Source organism: Bacillus sp. CH140a_4T, assembly GCF_008923725.1.
GTDB lineage: Bacteria > Bacillota > Bacilli > Bacillales > Bacillaceae_G > Bacillus_A.
The window spans coordinates 652968-668427 of the sequence record NZ_WBPF01000005.1 but is presented as its reverse complement, the minus strand read 5'-3'; the positions used below and the strand labels follow the sequence as shown (position 1 = coordinate 668427).

The window sequence follows — 15460 nt, the reverse complement described above, 5'->3', positions numbered from 1 at the left end:
TATATGAAACGATGTACATGAGTTTGAGATTTATGTAATAAGGTAAGTAATACATAACAATAACTACGCTATAGGATTCAGTTCATGTTATACAAATTAATCGTTAGAAAGGAAAAGGAGTAATGAATCAAATTTCATTTGAAGATTTATTTGAAGAAGAAAATGAAAAAGAAAAGGTGGAGGTAGCTGAAATACCAGTACCTTTATCGCCATTGCAAAAAGATATATTGGAATTAGTGGATTCTGAAGAAATAAGTGCTCTTGAGTTATGCGAACAATTAATACGAGCTGGAAAAATATCAGATGAAAGATTCACAACGAATAAGCCTAAAGCATATGGAGAAGTATGCTTACTATTAGAAGTTTTTGTTAAAGAAGGAAAGCTTATTTTTGTCAAAAGTGATGAGAAAAGAGATAGAGTTTATAAATTGAATGAAGAAATGTATAACGGATAAGGTGTGCAGGGGGAATTCATTCATTTTTCTCATCAAAAAAGGTGTCAATCTTGCTTAGATTGACACCTTTTTTAATCATCTAACATCTTACATATTTACGCTTGAAACCAAGTCTTCCTCTATCAAGTTCTTTCTGAATACTCTCTGCAGAATTTAGCAAACTGCTCTTTTTATTTTCACGTTTTATTTCAACTATACCAACTTCTTTTGCAGTCTCGGCCGCCTTTTCGTGTAGTGGTACATATGAAATTGCCACCGTGTTTAGGAAATTATTCATAGCGGATTTAGTTCGTTCTGGCGAATTGTGGATTGTATTTTTTACCATTTCAAGCATAGCGGCAATTTTACTTTCGACAAATTCGTTGTCTTTTCGATTTCCTAAAAGCCAGCAGTAGCAACTCCAGCCTGCAGACATTTTAAGCTCGTCCCCACTTGCAATCCATGTATCAGCAACATCTTGTGCAATATTTGACTCCGATAAAGTGACTGCTACTACATAATCAGACAACATATAAAAATATGCGCCATCCATCCAACGATTAAAATCCGATTCACTCATAGCTTTCGGATCCGCGATAATGCCTGCAAAGTACATAGCATCGTAGTTGCCTGACGCATAAAGTTCTTCAGCTAATTCTTGATTTACTTTTATTTTCTTAGCAATTGGTTTCATCGCACCAGTAGCTACGCCGAAAACTGGCTCGTGCGCGCCAGTAGATATGTATATTTTTTTCGTTCTTTCCTTGCCGAGGGCTTCAAGCTCCTGCATAACTGTTTTAAAATCCAAAGTTGTGCACTTCCTTCCTTAATATAAAGACCATGATAATTGTGAGCATCTAGTTTATATTTTTTATCATGTTTTCCATACTTCCTAATTTTAAATCTTATGTGAGTAGGATGTCTACTTTCTATAATTTGTAGATAATGCAGTTAGTGATTTTGAAAGTCTAGTTATCTATAATTGTAAGGATACTATATGAAAGTAAAAAGGAAGGAAATACAGAGGTATAGCTTATTACATAAATTTTGGGGATGAAAATAATAGTTTACCTTTGGCTCTCTCTCGGTATTATCATGTTATTATTTGGTAAGGGGATAAATGGAATTTAAAGTTAAATATGTGAGGTTGATTCTAAATGATAAAGAAATTTACTAGAGTAATACTAACTACAGTGATGCCAATTAGTCTTATCATGGGTTGTGGGAACACTGAAAAAACTAAAGCGCAAGAGTCGAAAGCGGCACAATTGGAGAAAAAGGACTATACGGATTACTCATATGGTAGCAAAGGTATATTAGTAAGTGGAAAAGCGAAAGAACGTCAACAATACGAGGTAGGATATATGGATGAAAATAAGTTAATTGGGATTGACGAAAGCATTGAGGACTGTATCATTTTAGAGAATAAAGATGAAGCAGGTCTCGTTTGGAAACAAATAGAGCGTGGATTGATTATTGAAGTGCAATATGGTAAGGATCGCAATGATATTGTAGGCGTACAATTAGTAGGAGACCGTGAACCATACGAAATTAGTGATAAGTTTGATCGAAATACAATAAATGAGATTGTCGAGAGCGTTAAAGGGAATTTGTAATAGATGTATTTCAATAGTATAGGATTCCTCATCATGAAATTGTGAATCAACGGCATTTTTTATATGAAAATGCCGTTGATTTGTGTTGAAAAGAAAACTCTATTCTTGTAGAAAAACACTTATTAAACATAAATGAATTATTCTTCGTTCAGCTGTGAGGATCGCCGTAAGGTTATTATCCAAAATAAAAGAGCACAAGCACTAACAGATATACCTAATGTGCATACTCCATCCCAACCATATTTTGCATACATATTTGTTGAAAGAATTGCACCTGTTGCACTACCGATAGAATAAAAAATCATGTAACTGGCAGTGAGTCGACTTCTTGCTTCGGGACGCACTGTGAACAGCATACTTTGATTGGTGACATGTACAGCTTGCACCGCTAAATCTAAAAGGATAATGCCGGAAATTAGTAATAATAGAGAGTGGTTTATAAATTTAATTAGAAGCCATGAAAGTACTAATAATGATAAGGCTATGCCAGTTGTTCTTTGTCCGAATCCTTTATCAGCTAATTGTCCAGCTTTAGTAGCAGCTAATGCACCCGCCACTCCAGCAAGGCCGAACGCACCAATAGATGTATGGGATAGATTATGTGGTGTAGCACTGAGAGGCAATACTAAAGAAGTCCATAAAATACTGAATGAAGTGAAAATAAGCAATGCTAATATTCCCCGAATGCGTAAGAGTCGTTCTTCTACAAATAATAAGAGAACAGAGTGTATTAATTTTCGGTAAGACATAGTTGTTGCTTTTTTATGTTCAAGAGTAGGTAAATTCCGTTGTAACAAAACAGTTACGAACAGTAAAAGAATAGCCGAGGTGAGATAAACAGATCGCCATCCGGCTAAATCCGTTAATGTGCCTGCAAATGTACGAGCAAGGAGAATACCTATTACAACGCCACTTGTAACGAAACCTACTATGCGCCCACGTTCCGCTGGATTAGCTAAAATTGATGCATATGCGACGAGTGTTTGCGTAACAGTTGCAAGAATTCCTACTAAGGCCATACCTATAAAAAGTACGGTGCTTGAGGGAGCGACCCCGATTATAATTAAAGCGAAAACAGATAAAAGCATTTGGACAATGATTATTTTCTTTTGGTTTAATAAATCCCCGAGTGGAACTAATAAAAGTAAACCAAGTGCATAACAAAATTGAGTAATAGTAATTACAATACCGATAGTTGAATGGCTAATCTTAAATTCATTTGATAAAGAATCAAGTAGTGGATGAGCGAAGTATATATTTGCTACAGCCATCCCGCAAGCTATTGAGAATAATAGAGTCATATAACGAGACATTGTTGTATGAACAGGCGAATGTACTTGAGTGTGAGTATGTTTTCGAATGGTCATCATTTTTTCTTTACTATTCATAAAATCAGCTCCTTTTTGCATTACTTACAAATAATGTACCGAACGGTATGTTATTTGTAAGTAAAATATAATCTTGAATAAATATATATGTCAAGTTTATTTTGATTTAGTTATGAGTTTTTGACATGTCGTTTATAATCTAATACGATATATAATATACCGATTGGTACATAAATGATGATGTATAGTCTTAATAACTAGATGTAGAAAGGAGATGGTTTTAAATGGCACGACTACGTGAATTTGATGAAGAAAAAGCTTTAGATGCTGCTATGCAACTTTTTTGGGAGAAGGGATACGCAGCTACTTCATTAAGCGATTTAACTGCTAAAATGGAAATACAAAAGCCAAGTTTATATTCAGCCTTTGGTGATAAAGAGGGTTTATTTGAAGCGGCATTAAGGAGATACACAAATTTACATGCAGCTAATATACGAACAAAACTTCAAAACGAACAATCTGTAAAAGAAGCAATTCGGACATTTTTTGAAAATATGGTGGAAGAGGAATATAAAAAAGATTTCAGTAAAGGTTGTTTTTGTATTAACACAATGGTCGAACTTGCTCCTCATAATGAAAAATTTGAAGTATTGACTAGAGAACATCAAATGTATCTTGCAGTTATTTTTCAAGAATTAATTACGAAAGGAATTCGATCAGGAGAACTGCAAAGTGATTTGAACGCTAAAGCAGTAGCACAAACATTAGTCACTTCCTTAATTGGATTAACAGTATTAATGAAATCACGTCCAGAACGTTCCGTTATAGATAATTCGGTATCGCTAATAGTATCGTTAGTAAAATAATTTTTGTATAAGTATGTTTCAATTATTTAATCACATACAAACAGCCTGTACAACGATTATACAGCTTACAGGTAGTTACGGGTGTTGGAAATAATGAGTTTAATCCTAAAGGTACAACAACTCGTGGTGAGGCAGCTGTCTTTATAGTGAAGATGTTACATACAAGTCAAAAATAGAAAGAATGGTAAAGGAGCTATCTAAGATAAAAATTTGGAATAGCTCCTTTTTATTTTAGCCCCTATGAAGCCCCTTCCAAGCCCCTCATAAGCACCTACGAAGTAATAAATCACTAAGAAAAAACAAAACAAAAACAACTACAAGAACAAAAAAGCGCGAAAAAATAAAACCGGCGTTGTAGTAGTTAAAAAAATTTGGAATTCAAATGCAAAAAACAAACCCTTCATTCCTATATGTATATTGAAGGATTGAATTCTGCCTTTTAAAAAATAAAAAGAGGAGGGAAACATATGACTGTGTACCGTAATGTGCAGGTGAACTTTTGGCAAGATGAATTCATATTAGATTTAACGCCAGAGGAGCGTTATTTTTACATATATTTGTTAACTAGTACGAAAACGAAGCAATGTGGAATTTACGTATTACCGAAGCGTGTGGCAGAACTGGAAACAGGCTACAGTATGGAAACTGTTGAGAAGTTATTAAATAGGTTTGTTGAATACGGAAAGATTTTATACGATGCGGAAACGAAAGAGTTATACATAATAAATTGGCTACACTATAACCCTATTTTAAATACGAATGTAGAGAAGTGTGTGTTGCGTGAGTTAAAGACTGTAAAAAATAAAGAGTTCATACATATGTTTTTACGTACATGTCTTGAAGAAGAATGGAAGATTCCATTGTTATTAGAGTATTTTGGTATGCCGAAAGAAGAGGATAATAGTAGTTTACAAGAAGTTGCTGAGGAGAAGGAAGAGATAGAAGAGGATACGCCAAATGGTGAAGTTTATAAGTTTTACGAACAACATATAAATAGTTTATCTCCATATATTGTGAAGGAATTGAAGGAGTGGATACAAAAAATTTCAGGAGAGAGAGTATTAGAGGCACTTAAAATTGCGTTTGAACAGAATAAGCGAACGCTTGTTTATGTGAAGGGGATTTTGAGGAATTGGTGTAAGAAAGGGAGAGTAGATTTCATTGAAGGGAAGGAAGGTGTACATAAGAGAGAGGTATGTAGTTTGTATGATCCATAGTATGAGAAAGTACGGATTTTTCAACTTTTCTAAAAGGTTCTTCCTTAAATAGAAGCGAATAGTTTGAGAAAGGAGGGGTAATATGGAAGTCGTCATAAAGAAGAAACGAACTAGAGGTAAGAGAATTTTTATTTGGTCTAGTAGTATCGTTCTTTTGTTAGTTATTTGTACAGTGATTTTTTTGAACATATATACGCTTAGCTCTGTGCCGAAGATAGATGGAACGATAAAGCTAGAGGATTTACAACATGCTGTTCAGGTAAAGCGGGATAGTAAAGGGGTACCGCATATTAAAGCGGAAAATGCACATGATTTATATTTTTCGCAAGGGTATGTACAAGCGCAAGATCGTTTGTTTCAAATGGATTTAAGTAGAAGGCAAGCTTCTGGGATGTTGAGTGAAGTTGTAGGGGAAGCAGCTGTTGATCGAGATAAGTTGTTTCGAACGCTCGGTTTACGGCGAGCAGCCGAAGCGTCTGTTAGTCAATATGACGGGGAAGCGAAGTATGCCCTGCAGTCATTTGCTGATGGGGTGAACGCTTTTATACGCGAGGCGAAAGAGGAAAAGAAATTGCCAGTTGAGTTTACTTTATTAGGCTATGAGCCTGCTGAATGGTCCATTGTTGATACTTTAACGATTGGGAAGTATATGGCGTTTGATTTAGGTGGACACTGGCACGGACAGGCGTTTCGATATTGGGCGCTGAAAAATTTACCGAAAGAGCAAGCAAATGAGCTATTTCCTACATATCCGAAAGATGCGCCTAGATTGCTAGCTGAACTGGAAAATACAAATGTGGACGTAGCACAAAGTTTTGCAAAAGCGATCATTCCGCCAGAGTTTAATGGTAGCAATAACTGGGTCATAAGCGGTGAGAAGAGTGAGTCTGGTAAGCCAATTTTAGCGGATGATCCTCATTTATCTCTTGCGACGCCTTCTATTTGGTATCAATCAAAACTTGAAATGAAAGATTTACATGTGAGTGGCGTTATTTTCGCTGGAGTACCGGGTGTTATATTAGGACACAATGACAAAATAGCATGGGGCGTTACGAATACAGGTCCTGATGTGCAAGATTTATATATTGAGAAGCGAAATCCTAATAATGAAAATGAATTTTTGTATAACGATAAGTGGGAAAAAGCTACAGTTGTTGATGAATCTATTAAAGTAAAAGGCGGGAAAACAATTCCTTATAACGTTACTGTTACGAGGCACGGTCCAGTTATTTCAGAGTTTGCGGATAAAGGAAAAGAGAAAACGAAAACAGTATTCGCTTTGAAATGGACTGCTTTGGAACCTTCCGCTGAATTAAAGGCTGTATTAAATATGAATAAAGCGAAAGATTGGAATGAGTTTGAAACGGCACTTCAAGACTTTCATACACCAACTCAAAACTTTATATTTGCATCAAATGATGGCACAATTGCTTATAAAGCGAACGGAAATATACCAGTGCGTAAAAAAGGAGATGGGAGTTTACCAGTACCAGGGTGGACAGATGAATATGAGTGGGAAGGGTATATCCCATATGATCAACTCCCAAAAGTAATAAATCCAAAACAAGGGTTTATTTCAACGGCAAATAATAAAATTGTGGATGATAATTATCCGTACCATATTAGTAATACGTGGGCACAGCCATATAGGCAAATGCGTATTCAAGAGTTTTTACAAGAGAAGGAAAAGTATACGGTGAAAGATTTAGAAGAGTTACAGATGGATCAAAAAAATTTATACGGGAAAGAATTTACTCCTATATTGTTAAAAGAGTTAAATAAATCATCTTTAAATGAAGTAGAGAAAGAAGGTGTAAAACAATTAACAAAGTGGAATTTTTACGATAGTAAAGATGAAGCTGCACCATTAATATTCCATTTATTAATGAAAGAGATTTCGAATACGTTATTTTCAAAAGAAATACCGAAAGACGTAATGGAGTTATTTGAAGGGAAGTCACAAGTTGTTGATGAATTGATTCGAAAAGAAGTAGCAGGAGAAACCGGCGCTTGGTTTACGAAATACGGAGGTTTCACGAAAGTTGTGCATACATCGTACGAAAATGTAATGAAGAAATTACAGAAGGAATATGGACCGAATGTTGCGGAGTGGAAGTGGGGCGATTATCATCAACTTACTTTTACACATCCAATCTCAAAATCGTCTAGTATGTTAGCACTACTTGCATTTAATCGCGAAAAACCAGTTCCAATTGGCGGCAGCCAAGTTACCGTTCAAGCAGCGAGTTACGGAGATAACGGTATTGTCAATCACGGAGCGTCTTGGCGATTCATTATTGATACGAAAGATATGTCAAATGGTTATCATATCGTAGGGCCAGGACAATCGGGACATTTTAGAAGCGATTGGTATCATGATCAAATAGATGATTGGGTAAACGGAACGTATCATACGACAACATTGAATACGGAGGGGATAGAGGGGAAAGTGTTAAATTTAGAGCCGAAGTGATAATATTTCCACTGATGAAAACTGTTAAATTAGAACATAACCAAGTTCTTAAATAATGTTAAAAGCCTACTATCAGTTAAATTGATAGTAGGCTTTTGTATTTTAGAGGATAAGATTCAATGATTTTATTATGACAAAACAGTAAATGTTTTAACATTTACTTATACGATAATGGGCCTTATTTACTCTGTTACAAAAGAAACCACACAAAGCGTTCTGTTTCTTTGTTACTCATTTTTATATATCGCAAAACATTTTGTTATTCAATAATTCCAATTTCTAGAGCCTTTTGAACAGCTTCTTCTTTGTTACGGACGCCTAGCTTTGTATAAGCTGTGGAAGCATAATTTCTGACCGTACCATTTGATAAGTATAACCTTGATGCTATGGTAGTGTATCGAAGTCCTTTTGCTACTAGTTGCAATATTTCTATCTCCCTAGCTGTTAGCTCATAAGCGGTGGCTCTTGATTGTGGTGTCTCTTTTTGCTCATCAAATTTCTCGAATATTTTGTGAGACATTCCCTGATCAATTAGTGTCCCACCTTTGTGAATAAGTCGGATCGTATTAGCTAGCTCCAACGTTTCAATAGATTTAAGTAAAAAACCATCCGCACCGTTGCGAAGCGATTCTAACGCCTGTTCGGTATCTTGAAACGTTGTAAAAATCAATACGCGGATATGTGGCCATTGTTGCTTAATCTTTTTGGTTGCTTCGATTCCATTCATGTGCTGCATATCTAAATCCATAAGTATAACATGGGGTTGAAGGCGCCCACACAAATCGATGGCTTGATTGCCATCCTCAGCCAAACCGACTACATTTAAATCTTCATATCTATCGAGTAGTGTCCTCAAACTTTCCCGAACAAATGGCTGATCGTCTACAATTAACAAACGAATAAGTCCATCTTTTATTTCAGTTTGTCGCGGTATGGTGCATGTAACAAGCATTCCTTCCTCTGGCTTTGTATATACAGACAAATGACCTTGCAAGTTCATTGCCCGTTCTTTCATCGCATTCATACCGAAGCCTTCCTGCCATTCTACATTTCCTTTTCCGTTATCTTGAACTTCTAACCTCGTATATTGTTGTTCAAACTGCAATGAAACTATAATTTCAGTCCCCTGACCATGACGTACTGCATTCGTAAGGGACTCCTGTAAGCAACGAATGAATGCGATCTTCGCTTGCCGAGATAGTTGATATTCCTCTCCGAATGTCCTAAAACTTACATTTACCTGAGCGTGCTCCTGAAATTCGGCTCCAAGATTTTGTAGAGATTGAATCAAGGAAGGGAATTGACACGGAGAATCCATTTGATGTAGGTATCCTCTCACGTCCTCGATGCTTTTACGTCCCATTTCAAGCAGAGAGTCTAGCCTCTGTATACCCATTTCAGTAGCAAGTTCGGTACGCAACGTTTCCATCCCCATAATAATTGAAGTATAAGCGTGACCAACTGTATCATGAAGCTCGCTCGACAGTCTGTTCCGTTCTTCTGCCAGTGTAATGCGTTCAATCTGAGACATATATTGCTCAAGTACTGCGTTTTGTTTACGAATTGCTTCATTTTGCTTATGATTGACGATTAATAAATGGAAAGCGAAGCCCATTACATAAGCAAGTCCATAGTAGGTAACCATAATCCAATAGCTATTACTTGGCGCAACCGCATAGAAAATTCCAGTTGTTATAAAAACTGTTATTGGAGCTGTCCAATAATAGGACAAATGCTTACTATTTGCAGCAATTAGAAACACCGATATAAGAAATGTACTGTAAGCTTCCGGAAATAATGAGGTTAAATATATACATAGTCCACCATATAGCAATATTTCTGTGAACAAATAATATTTATAATTGAATAATAAGGCTACCCATGGAACAGAGAAGGCAATAATTTCCCAAAGAATAATAATCCAAAGTGGTAATGTTAAACCATCCTGAAAATTTAATGTAGCTAGAATGATAGACACACTAGCAAGTATACGGACTCCTAACATAATCCAATCGTACCAAAACCAATACTTAACCATATCTAACAAGTCATTTACCCCCTAAATAGCCTACCTTTTTACTTCCTATATTATAAATTAATCCTTCATACATTGTTGTACTTTTTAATTTTAGACAACAATTCTCTCTTAGAAGGTAAACTTCTATTGATTTAGTTGCCGGATCATGCTACGTGTATAGCCCCCAATTTTCTTTGTCAAACCATCTACTACTCTAATGCTTATGGCGGTAAATACTATACCCATAAACATTACAAAGAGTGATTTGGCAAAAGTATCTATCTGTAAGAATATAATATTCATTTCAATGTAGCGATACAGTAGTGGTGCCAACAGCAACATAAGTGGCATTACATAAAAAATGATTGCACTAATGAGACTGAAAATACCAATTACTAATTTCTGCATTAACCAAAAGACAGCAGACCAAGTGTGACGATCAGTAAGTACTAATTTCACCTGAGTCCAGTTCGATGTATCTATTGTTATATTTCTATCATAAGAGTCTGTTGAAATATCTGTATAAATTTTCGTCTGTATGCGCTCGAATTGGATAAAAAGTGTAGTAGTCTGTAGTACGCGTATAACTAGTGGAATCCCAATTACCGTAAATGAAAGGGTGAAACTGAATAGCAGAGCTATTAGATAAAAACAAAAATAAAACAATCCTGTAACGAAAGTTAGCAATAAAAAATAACCATTCTGAATGAATCTTGATTTCATAAAGTTCTCGCTCCTATCTATGTAATAACCGAATTGTACTGCTTTTTTTGTCATTCTCACTAGTGTAAAAGTGTCATATGACATTTCTAAATGATGCTAAACAGGGGAGAGTAACCTATTTCTGCTTAAAAAAGATGCTTATATGAATCATCATAAAACAATCCCGTTCTTGCAGATGCAAGAAGGGATTGTTTTGTGCTTTTATTGAATATGAGATGGACTTGTTTTTCGAATATGAAAAATAATATCAAATTGCTCAAGTAATGATTTATCAAAGTATACCGATTCGTTCGGGAGGATTTGTCCTCCTATACTTAGTAATGGTCTTTTTGCTTTAACCCATTTCTCTGCTTGTCCTTTAAGGTGACGGTTATCCAATAAAAACATGTTATATGGTACTTTTCCAAGGGTATAATTAAAGCTATTTACATTTTGTGGAATCTCGCGTGTTGTAATCTTACCTCCAGTGGAAGGGGCATATTCGCTATATAAGGTGAAATTCCCCTCCGTAGTTGTACTGCCAATGGTGACATAATTATTGTCTAAACGTTCCTTCAAAAACTGCCCCGCAACATAAGGGTATAATTTCTCATCGATAATTCCTTTAGCTATATGAATATTGTGTCCCCATACCATCGTTTTACCACCCAATGTCTCTTGTGCCCACATTGCATGATCGGCCAAGTATTGCTCATGTAGCTTTAACATACTTGGATAGTCGTTAGGAATTAGCATTGTGGTAAATTTTTCTATTGCACTTGCCGTTGCTTTCGCCCAGATGTACTCGGGTAAAACTATTTCTGTGTTGGCTTGATTATTCTCATCTTTTAGTAATCGAGCTACTTTCTCAGCGTTTGCTTTGAACTTTTCCTTTATTTCAGGAGCAAGGTTCATATATTCCTGTAAACCTCCATTAAAAGCCGACAATTCTTTATAATTTTCTTCTACTTCTGCCAGCAAATCTGGTCGATGCAGCCTTACATAATCAATTACTTTATTGAAGCAACCTTGGTCCAATTCCTTTAAGTCGAGCCCAATAAATTGGATCTTTTTTTTATTGGACGGATCAGCATTATAATCTTTCATCCACTCAATCATGGCTATAATTTCATCAGTAGGATATAACAAGTTTAAAAATTCCTTAGGGTTTCCTTTTCCTGTTTGGATATATTCATTTAGCTTTAAGCCGTTTCCCCAATCTTCTTCCATTGTGAAATTTGTAAACCCCATCTCAGTAACCAAATATTTCACAAGGCGAAACTTCATAGTGAAAATTTCAGAGCTTCCATGAGTATTTTCTCCTAATCCTACATATTGTGCGCCCCCAATCATTTTCTTAAGTGGTTTTAAATCCTCAAATGATTTTGACGGCTCTATCGTTTTTAATGGATAAGCCTGTGATTGTATTGATTTAACTATATTTTTTTGGATTGATTGACCTGAATTTTCGACTGCTACTGTTTGAGCGTTTCCTACTTCTCCACATCCTGTGACTAATAAAGCTGTACTAACCATTGCAATCATTCTTTTCTTATTCATTTTTTTCCACCTCAATTGAATTATTTTTAAAAGCAAGATTGATTCATGTACTTGCACGTATCAATTGCCTTAATTCAATTGTTATCTATCCCATATCATATTTTCTAGTTACATATTGTCATAAGGTGAATTGACACAGGTCATAGACTAATCATTACACTTTTGTACTATCGGCTATGACAACTTATAAATAATAATTACATTGATGAGTCACAAGTAAGACTAGATTATAAATTTGGGAGGGATTTTAAATATGAATGAATCTGTATACAAAAATATTTTTATGCTAAGTTGTGTCTGTGGAAATGACAAGAAGTACATTCGATAAACAAGTGAATGCAAGGGGAAGGACGGATTACAATGATATTACACGCAAAATCGTTCCGCAATAAAGATAAAATCCAACGTGCTAAAATAGGACTTCAACTCTTTCTGAGTATCTTAATCATTACTTCTATTATCTTAAATGTAGCAGTAATAATTACGAAAAGTATGCCGCTTATTGTGGTATATATGTTTACCCCAGCATTTTCTTCTATTTTGACTCGCATAATACTGAAAGAAGGGTTTAAAGATGTATCTTTTAGTCTCGGTAACTTAAAGATATGGAAGGGGATTGGTTTTGCTCTGCTAATACCTATGATTATTTGTGGAATTACTTATTCTATCGCCTGGTTGAGCGGAATTGCGGGGGTTCAGCATCCCGAAGGTGGTATGTTAGAACCGATCTACAATATACTTGGACTTCAGTATCTACCGGAACCATTCAGTTTCATTTATCTAGTAGTATTGAGCAGCATTTTAGGAAGTTTGCTTAACTTAATCCCAGTTTTAGGAGAAGAAATGGGTTGGCGAGGTTATATGCTCACAAGGCTAGTCGATGCAGAGTTTTCACGGCCTATCCTTATTAGTGGATTGATTTGGGCAACGTGGCATGTTCCAATTGTTATTGCTGGTCTATATGTAGAGGGATCATCTATCCTACTTTCAGTACTTGGCATCTATTTTTGTATTGTGCCCTTCAGTTATATTACAGCTTATTTACGACTGATCACAGGTAGCGTTTGGCCGTCGGTTATCATCCATACCACTTGGAATGCCATTATACAAGGCCCTTTCGCACGTGCAAGTACAGGATATCAAACTGAGATTTGGATTGGAGAATCTGGCTTGATAACCGCTATTATTATCTTAATTACTGCAATAATTACGTCTCGAATAGTAAATCTTACTAAATAGCATACGGATGTGTTTTAAATTCAATTAGTGAAATATAACGAGGCGCAATTATGAATGCTCAAAGACATGAAAGTAATACAAATGAGATTCTTATTTCTGCTGAGAGCTATTGAGCAGATGAAGTACGTGATTGCTCGTGAATTAGGAGTCACATTAGGACCGGATACATCAGCACGTACAAATGGTTCTGTCGGTGGAGAAATAACAAAACGCTTAGTTCGAATGGCCGAAGAACAGTTAACAGGACAATATAGGTTACAGTAAGTTAAGGTGATAAATAAAAGAATCTATATATATTTAAATGGATTCTTTTCAGACTGTGGAGAAAATCTTCTCCACAGTCTGTTTTTGTGTAAAAAGAGGAGTAAGGACTTCGGGAAGAAATACAACGGATGCTGAATTAAAGCATGGATTCAATCCTTCTGATTTCATCAGTACTCCAGTTGAAGATTTTTACGATAAGTATAGCATTTTTTTATTTTGAGGATATAATTTTAACTTCGCTTGACGAGCATGTGGCGTTACCCTATTGTGTTTTTCTTACGACTATCAATCGAATACCAAAAATTATGTAATGACCGAAATATATTTTTGGGAAATTTGTTGGTTTTTATTAATTATTTATCTGAATATATAATTGTATTGAATAGATAAATTATTGACAAAGAGAGGGGGCTATAAAATGAATTTCATTGCAAAATTAATAAACCGTTTATTTTATAATACTATCAGTATAAAAACGTGATTTCTTTTATAACAACGAGGGTTATTTAAGGGGGCAGTTCATTTTTCTAATGAGGAATTGGAGCGGTTTTTATGATGGGACATACTTTCAATTTTAGGAACGTATATTTTCAAATGATAAAATTAATGAAATAATGATATGTTATAATTTTCATAATATATATGCAAAGAAGGGATGGAATGAGCACACAAATAAAGGTAACACCGGAACAATTAGAACAAGCTGCTAAAACCGTAAAAAATACGAGATCATCATTAGAATATATACATAAGGATTTATACTCTCAAATTGAATATATAGCTTCTCAGTGGAGCGGAGCAAGCAGTGATCGTTTCTATCAGATGTTTAATGAAGCAAAACCAATGATGTTTAACATTTTGCAAGAATGAGATAAAATCGCAGTAGAATTAGAACGTGCAGCTGTTAAATTTCGAGATGCGGATGAATTGTATGCTGGTAATTTAGTTGACTCTGATATTCAAGAAGGAGCCATGTGTGGAAAGCTCCCTCCAAACCCAGAAGAGTCATTTTTTAATAAAAAGGATTTAAATGCTGCGTCGACTGGTATTTCTACTAGATTTATAGATGGTGTTGTAGATGCATGGGAAGGATTCGTAACTTTAGGAGATAAAGAAACTTGGTTAAATATGCAAGATACGATTGTAAACTATAGTGAGACTATTCCTCCTGCATGGAACACTCTATCAGATACATTTATGAATAATTTTTTGGAATGGAGATCTGGAAAGCAGAGAACAATATGCAGCTTACCAAGCCTTGGTGAACTGTAAAATTACGTTTTTCTAGTCGAACCCAGAACCTCTAAATAATGCTGATTGTACATAATCCCTAAGATGTTCCCAAAGGGATCGACCACGGAAGCAGTAATGAACCCCTCGCCGCGCTCTGTGGGTGCCTCGTATTCTTTCGCTCCCATAGATAGCAGATATTTGAAAGTTGCTGTTACATTATCGACGTGCCAGTACACTACAGCACCGGCCGGTCCGGTCGCTGAACCATTGGGCGCATAGCGGCTATCAATCAGCCCCAGCTCGTGCTGGTAATCGCCAAGACGAAACTCGGTATATCCTGGACGTTCGAAGTAAGGTTCGATGCCCAATAGCTCGGCGTACCACTTCTTTGCCGCTGCTAGATCATCCGTCCAAAAACTGACTGTGGTTAATCCTCGTAATATCTGTGTGTCACTCATAATCGATTTCCTCCTTAATGTTGAGTAGTACGTGCCGATACTATACTAGATAA

12 protein-coding genes and 3 pseudogenes are annotated in these 15460 nt (G+C 35.8%); 9 read left to right on the top strand and 6 right to left on the bottom strand.

Going from position 1 to position 15460, the window contains the following annotated elements:
• Positions 1–122: 122 nt before the first annotated feature.
• Positions 123–455, top strand: a complete 333-nt coding sequence (locus F8162_RS04435; RefSeq protein WP_151634630.1) for a DUF3895 domain-containing protein — start codon at positions 123–125, stop codon at positions 453–455.
• A gap of 79 nt (positions 456–534) precedes the next feature.
• Here the strand turns inward: F8162_RS04435 and F8162_RS04430 are convergent, their stop codons facing one another.
• Positions 535–1242, bottom strand: coding sequence for a DNA alkylation repair protein (locus F8162_RS04430; RefSeq protein WP_151634632.1), 708 nt, complete (start codon positions 1240–1242; stop codon positions 535–537).
• A 349-nt stretch (positions 1243–1591) separates the two neighbouring features.
• Between F8162_RS04430 and F8162_RS04425 the strand changes: the two genes are divergently transcribed.
• The gene (locus F8162_RS04425; RefSeq protein WP_151634634.1) at positions 1592–2050 is read left to right on the top strand and encodes a hypothetical protein; all 459 of its coding nucleotides are present in this window, start codon (positions 1592–1594) and stop codon (positions 2048–2050) included.
• A 137-nt stretch (positions 2051–2187) separates the two neighbouring features.
• Here the strand turns inward: F8162_RS04425 and F8162_RS04420 are convergent, their stop codons facing one another.
• On the bottom strand, positions 2188–3438 hold the full coding sequence (locus F8162_RS04420; RefSeq protein ID WP_151634636.1) for an MFS transporter: 1251 nt from the start codon (positions 3436–3438) through the stop codon (positions 2188–2190).
• A 224-nt stretch (positions 3439–3662) separates the two neighbouring features.
• Between F8162_RS04420 and F8162_RS04415 the strand changes: the two genes are divergently transcribed.
• The 4 genes and pseudogenes from F8162_RS04415 (at position 3663) to F8162_RS04395 (ending at position 7934) form a co-directional block, all read left to right on the top strand.
• Positions 3663–4244, top strand: coding sequence for a TetR/AcrR family transcriptional regulator (locus F8162_RS04415; RefSeq protein ID WP_151634638.1), 582 nt, complete (start codon positions 3663–3665; stop codon positions 4242–4244).
• Positions 4245–4267: 23 nt separating this feature from the next.
• Positions 4268–4420: pseudogene (locus F8162_RS04410) on the top strand (S-layer homology domain-containing protein); the annotation flags it as partial.
• 291 nt (positions 4421–4711) lie between these two features.
• The gene (locus F8162_RS04400; RefSeq protein WP_151634640.1) at positions 4712–5461 is read left to right on the top strand and encodes a DnaD domain-containing protein; all 750 of its coding nucleotides are present in this window, start codon (positions 4712–4714) and stop codon (positions 5459–5461) included.
• An 82-nt stretch (positions 5462–5543) separates the two neighbouring features.
• On the top strand, positions 5544–7934 hold the full coding sequence (locus tag F8162_RS04395) for a penicillin acylase family protein (RefSeq protein ID WP_151634642.1): 2391 nt from the start codon (positions 5544–5546) through the stop codon (positions 7932–7934).
• Positions 7935–8193: 259 nt separating this feature from the next.
• Here F8162_RS04395 and F8162_RS04390 read toward each other — a convergent pair whose 3' ends face one another.
• The 3 genes from F8162_RS04390 to F8162_RS04380 form a co-directional block, all read right to left on the bottom strand.
• Positions 8194–9981 (bottom strand): hybrid sensor histidine kinase/response regulator transcription factor, encoded by a 1788-nt coding sequence (locus F8162_RS04390; protein ID WP_151634644.1) that lies wholly within the window; start codon positions 9979–9981, stop codon positions 8194–8196.
• 114 nt (positions 9982–10095) lie between these two features.
• The gene (locus F8162_RS04385; RefSeq protein ID WP_151634646.1) at positions 10096–10674 is read right to left on the bottom strand and encodes a sensor domain-containing protein; all 579 of its coding nucleotides are present in this window, start codon (positions 10672–10674) and stop codon (positions 10096–10098) included.
• Between the two features lie 201 nt (positions 10675–10875).
• Positions 10876–12213 (bottom strand): erythromycin esterase family protein, encoded by a 1338-nt coding sequence (locus tag F8162_RS04380; RefSeq protein ID WP_151634648.1) that lies wholly within the window; start codon positions 12211–12213, stop codon positions 10876–10878.
• Between the two features lie 360 nt (positions 12214–12573).
• On the opposite strand from F8162_RS04380, the gene F8162_RS04375 reads away from it, so the two are divergent.
• The 3 genes and pseudogenes from F8162_RS04375 to F8162_RS04365 form a co-directional block, all read left to right on the top strand.
• Positions 12574–13452, top strand: coding sequence for a CPBP family intramembrane glutamic endopeptidase (locus tag F8162_RS04375; protein WP_151634650.1), 879 nt, complete (start codon positions 12574–12576; stop codon positions 13450–13452).
• A 50-nt stretch (positions 13453–13502) separates the two neighbouring features.
• Positions 13503–13716 (top strand): annotated as a pseudogene (locus tag F8162_RS04370) (small, acid-soluble spore protein, alpha/beta type).
• A 660-nt stretch (positions 13717–14376) separates the two neighbouring features.
• Positions 14377–14968: pseudogene (locus F8162_RS04365) on the top strand (WXG100 family type VII secretion target); the annotation flags it as partial.
• Positions 14969–14990: 22 nt separating this feature from the next.
• Here F8162_RS04365 and F8162_RS04360 read toward each other — a convergent pair.
• A complete protein-coding gene (locus F8162_RS04360) occupies positions 14991–15407 on the bottom strand; it encodes a VOC family protein (protein ID WP_151634654.1) in 417 nt (138 codons plus the stop codon).
• Positions 15408–15460 lie beyond the last annotated feature (53 nt).

Bases quoted from the DNA above. Each gene is read 5' to 3' on its own strand.
- F8162_RS04435 (WP_151634630.1), top strand. From the start codon at position 123: ATGAATCAAATTTCATTTGAAGATTTATTTGAAGAAGAAAATGAAAAA.
- F8162_RS04425 (WP_151634634.1), top strand. From the start codon at position 1,592: ATGATAAAGAAATTTACTAGAGTAATACTAACTACAGTGATGCCAATT.
- F8162_RS04420 (WP_151634636.1), bottom strand. From the start codon at position 3,438: ATGAATAGTAAAGAAAAAATGATGACCATTCGAAAACATACTCACACT.
- F8162_RS04415 (WP_151634638.1), top strand. From the start codon at position 3,663: ATGGCACGACTACGTGAATTTGATGAAGAAAAAGCTTTAGATGCTGCT.
- F8162_RS04400 (WP_151634640.1), top strand. From the start codon at position 4,712: ATGACTGTGTACCGTAATGTGCAGGTGAACTTTTGGCAAGATGAATTC.
- F8162_RS04395 (WP_151634642.1), top strand. From the start codon at position 5,544: ATGGAAGTCGTCATAAAGAAGAAACGAACTAGAGGTAAGAGAATTTTT.
- F8162_RS04385 (WP_151634646.1), bottom strand. From the start codon at position 10,674: ATGAAATCAAGATTCATTCAGAATGGTTATTTTTTATTGCTAACTTTC.
- F8162_RS04380 (WP_151634648.1), bottom strand. From the start codon at position 12,213: ATGAATAAGAAAAGAATGATTGCAATGGTTAGTACAGCTTTATTAGTC.
- F8162_RS04375 (WP_151634650.1), top strand. From the start codon at position 12,574: ATGATATTACACGCAAAATCGTTCCGCAATAAAGATAAAATCCAACGT.
- F8162_RS04360 (WP_151634654.1), bottom strand. From the start codon at position 15,407: ATGAGTGACACACAGATATTACGAGGATTAACCACAGTCAGTTTTTGG.